The organism is Nocardia alni, assembly GCF_019038435.1.
Classification (GTDB): domain Bacteria; phylum Actinomycetota; class Actinomycetes; order Mycobacteriales; family Mycobacteriaceae; genus Nocardia; species Nocardia alni.
This window is the reverse complement of sequence record NZ_JAGPOX010000254.1, coordinates 1-6,937: the sequence shown is the minus strand read 5'-3', so window position 1 is coordinate 6,937 and position 6,937 is coordinate 1. Positions and strand designations below refer to the sequence as shown.

The window sequence follows — 6,937 nt, the reverse complement described above, 5'->3', positions numbered from 1 at the left end:
CGCGATCTACACTCTCTCCGTCGTCGGCAGCGTCAGATGTGTATAAGGGACAGGGGTTGGTGTGGTTGTCGGTGCTGGTGCCGACGGGGGGCCTTCGGGCCAGGTCGGTGTGCCCGGTGGGATCGGGTTGGCGGTGCGGGTGACACCGTTCGTGAGCTGCGGGCACGGGTTGACGCACAGGTCCGGCGGTAGCGGGGCCGCGGCGATGCGGGTGTGGTTGACCTGTTTGGGCACCATCACCGGCGTGATCTTGGGTTGCAGAACCTGCACCTGGACCGTGGGCGGCTGCTGCGGCGCGGGCGGGGGCACCGGGGCCTTCGGATCGGGCCGGCGCGCGGCCGGATCGAGACCCGTTTCACCGCAGGCGTTCACGGGCGCGGGCGCCCAGGGCAGCGGTTCGGCCCTACCGGACTGTGCCGTCGCGACGGCGATCACGGCCACCGCGGCGGTGACCGCGCCTCGGCGTAGCAGTTGGGCAGTCGTCACGGTGGCTGTGCCAGCCATCGCACCTTGTCGCAGCACCCGATCGACTCCCGGAGACGTGTTCTGAAGGACGTTTTCGCACGGACAATACGGACCCTATCTTCTCGCCGGATCAGTGGTGGCATTCGGTGCTCGTGACACGGCCGTGTAGGGATGTCACCTTTGCCCGGCCCGGGTCGTCAGTAAGGCGAAACCCATGGAAAGGGGTGCGCGCCGTGCCGCCGCATGAGCTTCTCGCCGTCGAATTCGAGGCCCATCGACCGCGCCTGCGGTCGGTGGCCTACCGCATGCTCGGCTCGAGCGCCGAGGCCGAGGACGCCGTGCAGGAGGCGTGGCTGCGTCTGGCCCGCACGGACGCGGGCGATATCGGCAATCTGGGCGGCTGGCTGACCACGGTGGTCGGCCGGGTCTGTCTTGACATGTTGCGTACCAGGAAGGTCCGGCGGGAGGATCCGCTGGACGATCGGGAGTCCGAACTCGGCGTGGTGCAGGACCCGGAACAGCGGGCGCTACTGGCCGATTCGGTGGGACTGGCGTTGCAGGTCGTGCTGGATACGCTGAGCCCGGCCGAGCGGCTGGCGTTCGTCCTGCACGATCTGTTCGGCCTGCCCTTCGAGCAGATCGCGCCCATCGTCGACCGCACGCCCGCGACGGCCAAGAAGCTGGCGAGCCGGGCGCGGCTGCGGGTGCGTGGCGCTGCCCCGGGCACGCAGCTGGATCCGGCGGCACAGTGCCGGGTGGTGGACGCGTTCCAGATCGCCGCGCGGGGTGGCGATTTCGATGCGCTGCTGGCCATTCTCGATCCGGATGTGGTGCTGCGGGTCGATGCGGCCGACGGTACGCACATCGTGCGGGGTGCGGCGTCGGTGGCCGGACAGGCCGGGCGATACCGGCGTGGCCTCGTGCCGGTCATGGTTTCGCATCCGGTGCTGGTCGACGGCCGGGTGGGGTTGGTGAACATCGTTGAGGGAGAGCTGTTCTCGGTGACGATCTTCGCCGCTCCACGGGGGTGGATCACCCAGATCGACATCGTGACCGCGCCCGAGCGACTGGCCCGGCTCGAACCCGCGGATTTTTCCGGAGATCCGGCGCCCACGGTGGTCACCTTTTCGGGCGCCCCCTCGTCACAAGAGTGAGTGCGGTTGCGAAATAACGCGCTCGCCAACATCTTTACCGAAACAATGGAGGAATCATGGTGCGGATAGCGGATGCCAATGCGCTCGTGCCCGAAATTCAGGAGGTGGCAGGCGCTTTGGTGCGGGCCACCACCAACGGCTCGGTTCCGGCGGCAACGGGAACCCTGATGTACCTGCGCGCCGGGCAGATCGTCGGCAGCACCTATCAGGTCATCCGGCATTCGACGGCACTGCGTTCGGCGGGGGAGTCCGAGGAACGTATCGCCGGCGTGGCGACCTGGTGGGACGCTGAGTATTTCACCGACGCCGAGCGCGCGGCCCTCGCGTTGACCGAGGCGGTGTTCCAGCCGGCGGTGCGCGGCCGTAAACGGGTGCCGGAGGACCTGTGGGCCGAGGCCGCGAAGCATTACGACGAGAAGGCGCTGGCCACGCTGTTGGTGACACTGGCGTCTGCGGGCTTCTGGATGAACGTCGCGATTGTGCTGGAGCCGCCGATCCCGGCTTGATCGAGTGCCGGCTGTGCCTGGTGAATCGGCCGATCCCGGGCGAGGCGGCCGCGCTTGACCTAGATGGTAACGAGCGTTATCTTCAATGGGTGACGGAGCGTGAGGACACCTCGTCCGGGCAGGATTGGCGGGCACGCACCCTGCTCCTGACCCTGGCCGCATTCGCGGTAGGCACCGACGGATTCGTGATTGTCGGGCTGCTGCCGCAAATCGGTCGCACACTGCATGTCGGTGCGGGTTCGGCCGGTCAGCTCTCGTGGCGGTCATGGAGGGACTCTCGGGGCAGTGAGCTTCGCGGTTATCGGTCCGCAACAGCACCGGATCATTGCGTATGCGCCCGTGGGCGGAGCGCCGCTGGTGACCTCGTTGAATCTGTCGGCGCCTTATGTGGCGAGCTTCGGCGCCAGTGCCCTGGGCGCGGGCGTCATCGCCGGTGGGCCGGCGCTGTACATGCTGCCCGCCGGGGCCGTTTTCACCGGGGCCGCAGGCCTTTTCGTACTACTGAGCGACCGTGTGGGTACGGATGGACCGGTGCGCGGTACGGTTCGGGCGGATACCCGCCGAACAGTACGGAGGTGAACCCGGACATGCCGGTGAGAGCAGGGACGACGATAGATCCGGACGCGACGCGCGCGCGGGTGTTGGAGGCCGCCGCGCGGTTGTTCTACGAACGTAGCCTCGCCGCGGTGGGCATGCGGGAGGTGGCGAACGAATCGAACGCCTCGCAGCTGACCATCTACCGATATTTCGGCTCCAAGGAGGGGCTGGCCGAGGCGGTGGTCCGTGCGCGCAGCGACCGCACGCACGCCTGGCTGCGTGAACAGCTGGCCGAACTCCCCCCGGGCCGCGAGCGCGTGCTCGCGGTCTTCGATCTGCTGACACGCTGGTACGCCGAGCGCAACTACCGCGGCTGCCCGGTGATCAACTACAGCGCCGACAGCCGCGGCGGACCGACCGCCAGTGACGTGACACGCGGTCACCTGCAACGGTATCGGGAGTTGATGCACGAACTGCTGGCAGAGGCGGGCGTCGGCGAGCCCGACCCATTGGCCCGGCAGATGCTGCTGCTGATGGAGGGGTCGAGCGTAATCACTCAGATCGACGGTAGCGCCGACTGCGGCGCGGATGCGCGTGCGGCCGCCGCGACACTACTGGACGCCGCCCTCGCCTCGGGAAGCACTGTGTCACAACCAGAGTGAAATCAGGAGTGTAGCCATGTCCAACCGCTATGCGAATATCGCGTTTTCCGCCCGCGCCAGAGAACGTCAGCGTGGCGCCGGCAGTGCGGCGGCGTACGCGGATCGGCTGCGCTCCCGCGACGATGGTGTGCCGCATCGGCTGACCGAGCGAGAGACCGAATTCATCACCGCCGCAGATTCGTTCTTTCTCGCCACCGTCACCCCCGACGGGTGGCCCTACATCCAGCACCGCGGCGGTCCGGCGGGATTTGTGCAGATCCTGGATCCGCAGACGATCGCGCTGGCCGATCTGACGGGAAACAAGCAGTACGTGACGACCGGCAATCTGGACGAGAATCCCCGGGCGGCACTGTTTTTCATCGATTATCCGACCCGCCGGCGGTTGAAGCTCTACGGCCGGGCACGGTCCGTCGAGCGCGATGACGATCCGGAACTCCTTGCGCGGCTGATGGAAACCCCGCTCGGGACGATTCGTGGTCCGGCCGAGCGCTCCATCATGGTCATCGTCGAGGGCCATGATTGGAATTGCAGTCGGCACATCACGCCGCGGTTCGACATAGATCAGCTCGACCGGATCCTGGTGGCCGAGCGTGCTGCGGCGACCGCGGAGCGGGAGGGACTTCAGGGCCAGATCGACCGTCTGGCAGATGAACTCGCTGCCCTTCGGATCCGAGCAGACGGAGTGTGAAGTCCCTTCCCCTACAGCGCCAGCAATTCCCGTCGCGGCGCCTCGGCCGCGAGCCGCGCACGCAATTTGGCCATGGCGCGGTGCTGGGTGACGCGGATGGCTCCGGCCGTACTGCCCACCGCGGCGGCGGTTTCGGCGGCCGACAGGCCCACTACCACTCGCAGGATGAGGATTTCGCGTTGCTGCGCGGGCAGGATGTCCAGGAGGTCGCTGACCTGGCGGGCCGACTCCGATTGCATCGCCCACTGTTCCGGGTCGATGTCCCGAGAAGGCAGGTCGGGGATTTCGGCGGTCGGGGTCATGCGGTTGCGGGCGGCGGTGCGATACGCGTCGGCCACCTTGTGTGCGGCGATGCTGTAGACGAAGGCCATGAAGGGCCGGCCCTCGTCCCGGTACCGGGGCAGCGCCCGGAACACCGCGATGCACACTTCCTGGGCGATATCGTCGGCGGAGAGGGCACCGGAGGTGCTGTTGACGCGGGCACGGCAGTAGCGCACGATCATCGGGCGAATCGTCTCGAGAACTCGGGAGATCGCGACACGGTCACCGCGCATAGCCCCGGCGACATCCTCTTCCAACATCTCACTCGCCCCTTCCGAACCCTCGGTCGCGCATCGGTTGGTGTGCCGTGTCTTATTTCACTAGGCGTCGCTGTGAGAATCCTGTATGCGCTCTGTGGAGATGATCCGGGATGGGTGTCAGGAAGGTTCATGCAGCGTGTGAAGTCTTCGGGAGCCGGGGCGTACCGCACGAGCCCCGGCGGCAGGGGGGAACCTGAGCGCGCTTAGCATCGCTCCCATGCGGTACATCATCATCGGAGCGGGTGCTGTCGGCGGTGCGATCGGCGGGCGGCTGGCCCAGAGCGGTCACGAGGTGGTGCTGGTCGCCCGCGGCGCGCATCTGGCGGCACTGCGCGAGCACGGACTGCGGCTGGTGACAGCGGCGGGTACGGAAAGCATTTCGGTGCCGACGGCCGCGAGCCCCGCAGAACTCGGTGAGCTGCGTCGCGACGATCTTCTGATTCTCGCGGTGAAGTCACAAGATACCGCTGCCGCGCTGGCGCAGTGGGGCGTGGCGCCGGTGGAAGGCGGCGGTGTCGCCGCGGATCGGCTCCCGTTGGTGTGCGCGCAGAATGGGGTGGAGAACGAGCGGGTCGCTCAGCGCGTGTTCCGCACGGTGTACGGCATGTGCGTGTGGTTGCCCGCGACTCACCTGGAGCCGGGTGTGGTGGTCGTCCATGCCGGGCCGCGCAACGGGATACTCACCCTGGGGCGTTATCCGCACGGAAGTGATTCTGTGCTGGAAGAATTCGGCAAGCACCTGACGGTGAGCCTCTTCGACGCACCGGTGGTTCCGGACGTGATGCGATGGAAGTACGGCAAGCTGCTGGACAATCTGGGAAACGCGCTCTTGGCGCTGCTGGGAGACGCGGCGCGGGCGGCGAGCGAGCTGTGGCAGGAGGCTCGGGCCGAGGGCGAACGGGTGCTGAACGCGGCGGGTATCGCCTACACCACCCCGGCCGAACGCCAAGCGACGCAAGGGGATCAGATGCAGGTGCGACCGGTCGAGGGCGTGCCGCTGTCCGGATCCACCTCCCAGAGTCTGGCTCGCGGCACCGGCACGGTCGAGGTCGACTACCTCAATGGTGAGATCGCGCTGCTGGGCCGGTTGCACGACGTGCCGACGCCGGTCAACGATCTGCTGCAGCGGCTGGTCGACGAGCATGCGCGAGAGCGGCGTCAGCCCGGGGCCATGTCGGCGGACAAGCTGCGGGAGCTGCTCGGCTGAACGTCACCGCGCCATCGGATACGACCGGCAACATACGGATGCCCGATGGCAGGCGATGGGCAGGCGTGCATCCGGGCACCTACACGGTGACGGTCTCGTAGAGTTCACCCGCCGGGCGCACTCAGTGCTGCGGGGCCACCCGGTATGCCGCGGTGAGGTCGGGACGGGGGTGCCTCGTGGGAGCCCCAGGAACGGAATAGCTGTAGTCACCGGTGGTTTCGGTGCGGCAGCGCAGGGTGAGCGTGTAGGGGACCGGTCTCGGGTCGGCGGTCTGCACGGCGAGGATGGCGGTGCCGGGCGTGGATACGGTGTACGTGTAGTGCGCCTCGCGGCGAGGGCCCGCCCCGACGATCAGGTAGCGCAGCGAGTCGGGTCCGGTGACATGCACGAAGGTGAGCATGTCGGCTCCCGAGGCGCCGGGCGCGGTCGGTTCGTTGCCGAACAGGATCAGATCCTTGCCGGTCAGCTCGCGCGGTACCGAACAGGTCGGTGTGTCCGCCGGTCGAGCCGCGGCCGTGCCCGCGGCGGTGGCCGTCAACGTCGTGGCCGCGGCGAGGATCACGAGGCCTGGCCAGGTGCTGGTGCTCATCGATTCTCCTTGGTGCCGGGCTAGATCAGGCCGAAGGCGGCGAGGATGAAGGTGATGTTGGCGGCGATGCTGGTGATGGTGTCCGCCAATGTGAGCGCGGCCGACCCGAGCGCTACCAACCCCGAGAAAATTGCTGCGGACAAGCGCTAATCCTTTCGGTGCGCAGCGGGCGCTGCGGTCGAACTGCTGTGGATCACGCACGAACACCGGCCATTGCGGGGCAGATCACCGCCACGAGCCGAAAAACAATCGAACAACTGCTCGGATTTCCGCGAACCTAACACATATCGCGCAAAACAGACCGGAACTCACGGTGGGTGTCGCCCCGGCGATGGTGCCTATCGAACGGCCGGTGAGGCGAGACCTGCGTGTCCGCTACCCCGACCGTGTCGTGCTGAACACCGATGCGTCCAGCAGTGCCACCGTATGTCCATCGCGGGCCGGCCTCGGCCGCGGCGGTGGGGAGATCGGGCGTTGGGTGACCGTGGCGCAGGACAGAGTCCAGGTGGGGTGTGGGGGTGAGAGGGATCGTGCGCAGGTCCGGGTAG

10 protein-coding genes are annotated in these 6,937 nt (G+C 67.5%); 6 read left to right on the top strand and 4 right to left on the bottom strand.

The window, feature by feature from the left end; genetic code table 11:
* Positions 1–6: 6 nt before the first annotated feature.
* Complete coding sequence (locus JZ791_RS47375) at positions 7–504, bottom strand: hypothetical protein (RefSeq protein WP_216903606.1); 498 nt, start codon at positions 502–504, stop codon at positions 7–9.
* Positions 505–698: 194 nt separating this feature from the next.
* Between JZ791_RS47375 and JZ791_RS43140 the strand changes: the two genes are divergently transcribed.
* The 5 genes from JZ791_RS43140 (at position 699) to JZ791_RS43120 (ending at position 4,012) form a co-directional block, all read left to right on the top strand.
* Entirely contained in the window at positions 699–1,619 is a 921-nt protein-coding gene (locus JZ791_RS43140) for a sigma-70 family RNA polymerase sigma factor (protein ID WP_216903604.1), read from the top strand.
* Positions 1,620–1,675: 56 nt separating this feature from the next.
* A complete protein-coding gene (locus JZ791_RS43135; RefSeq protein WP_254207346.1) occupies positions 1,676–2,125 on the top strand; it encodes a carboxymuconolactone decarboxylase family protein in 450 nt (149 codons plus the stop codon).
* 285 nt (positions 2,126–2,410) lie between these two features.
* A complete protein-coding gene (locus JZ791_RS43130) occupies positions 2,411–2,704 on the top strand; it encodes a hypothetical protein (protein WP_216903602.1) in 294 nt (97 codons plus the stop codon).
* Between the two features lie 8 nt (positions 2,705–2,712).
* Positions 2,713–3,324 (top strand): TetR/AcrR family transcriptional regulator, encoded by a 612-nt coding sequence (locus tag JZ791_RS43125; RefSeq protein WP_216903600.1) that lies wholly within the window; start codon positions 2,713–2,715, stop codon positions 3,322–3,324.
* 16 nt (positions 3,325–3,340) lie between these two features.
* The gene (locus JZ791_RS43120) at positions 3,341–4,012 is read left to right on the top strand and encodes a pyridoxamine 5'-phosphate oxidase family protein (protein WP_216903598.1); all 672 of its coding nucleotides are present in this window, start codon (positions 3,341–3,343) and stop codon (positions 4,010–4,012) included.
* An 11-nt stretch (positions 4,013–4,023) separates the two neighbouring features.
* Here the strand turns inward: JZ791_RS43120 and shbA are convergent, their stop codons facing one another.
* Complete coding sequence (gene shbA, locus JZ791_RS43115) at positions 4,024–4,593, bottom strand: RNA polymerase sigma factor ShbA (protein ID WP_216903595.1); 570 nt, start codon at positions 4,591–4,593, stop codon at positions 4,024–4,026.
* A gap of 217 nt (positions 4,594–4,810) precedes the next feature.
* On the opposite strand from shbA, the gene JZ791_RS43110 reads away from it, so the two are divergent.
* Complete coding sequence (locus JZ791_RS43110) at positions 4,811–5,800, top strand: ketopantoate reductase family protein (protein ID WP_216903592.1); 990 nt, start codon at positions 4,811–4,813, stop codon at positions 5,798–5,800.
* Between the two features lie 121 nt (positions 5,801–5,921).
* Here the strand turns inward: JZ791_RS43110 and JZ791_RS43105 are convergent, their stop codons facing one another.
* Both JZ791_RS43105 and JZ791_RS46255 read right to left on the bottom strand, forming a co-directional pair.
* A complete protein-coding gene (locus tag JZ791_RS43105) occupies positions 5,922–6,389 on the bottom strand; it encodes a hypothetical protein (RefSeq protein ID WP_216903590.1) in 468 nt (155 codons plus the stop codon).
* 20 nt (positions 6,390–6,409) lie between these two features.
* The gene (locus tag JZ791_RS46255) at positions 6,410–6,532 is read right to left on the bottom strand and encodes a hypothetical protein (RefSeq protein ID WP_256462077.1); all 123 of its coding nucleotides are present in this window, start codon (positions 6,530–6,532) and stop codon (positions 6,410–6,412) included.
* Positions 6,533–6,937: the final 405 nt, after the last annotated feature.

Excerpts from the sequence above, each read along its gene's own strand:
- JZ791_RS43125 (WP_216903600.1), top strand. The coding sequence starts at position 2,713 with ATGCCGGTGAGAGCAGGGACGACGATAGATCCGGACGCGACGCGCGCG.
- JZ791_RS47375 (WP_216903606.1), bottom strand. The coding sequence starts at position 504 with ATGGCTGGCACAGCCACCGTGACGACTGCCCAACTGCTACGCCGAGGC.
- JZ791_RS43105 (WP_216903590.1), bottom strand. The coding sequence starts at position 6,389 with ATGAGCACCAGCACCTGGCCAGGCCTCGTGATCCTCGCCGCGGCCACG.
- JZ791_RS43110 (WP_216903592.1), top strand. The coding sequence starts at position 4,811 with ATGCGGTACATCATCATCGGAGCGGGTGCTGTCGGCGGTGCGATCGGC.
- JZ791_RS43120 (WP_216903598.1), top strand. The coding sequence starts at position 3,341 with ATGTCCAACCGCTATGCGAATATCGCGTTTTCCGCCCGCGCCAGAGAA.
- JZ791_RS43135 (WP_254207346.1), top strand. The coding sequence starts at position 1,676 with ATGGTGCGGATAGCGGATGCCAATGCGCTCGTGCCCGAAATTCAGGAG.
- shbA (WP_216903595.1), bottom strand. The coding sequence starts at position 4,593 with ATGTTGGAAGAGGATGTCGCCGGGGCTATGCGCGGTGACCGTGTCGCG.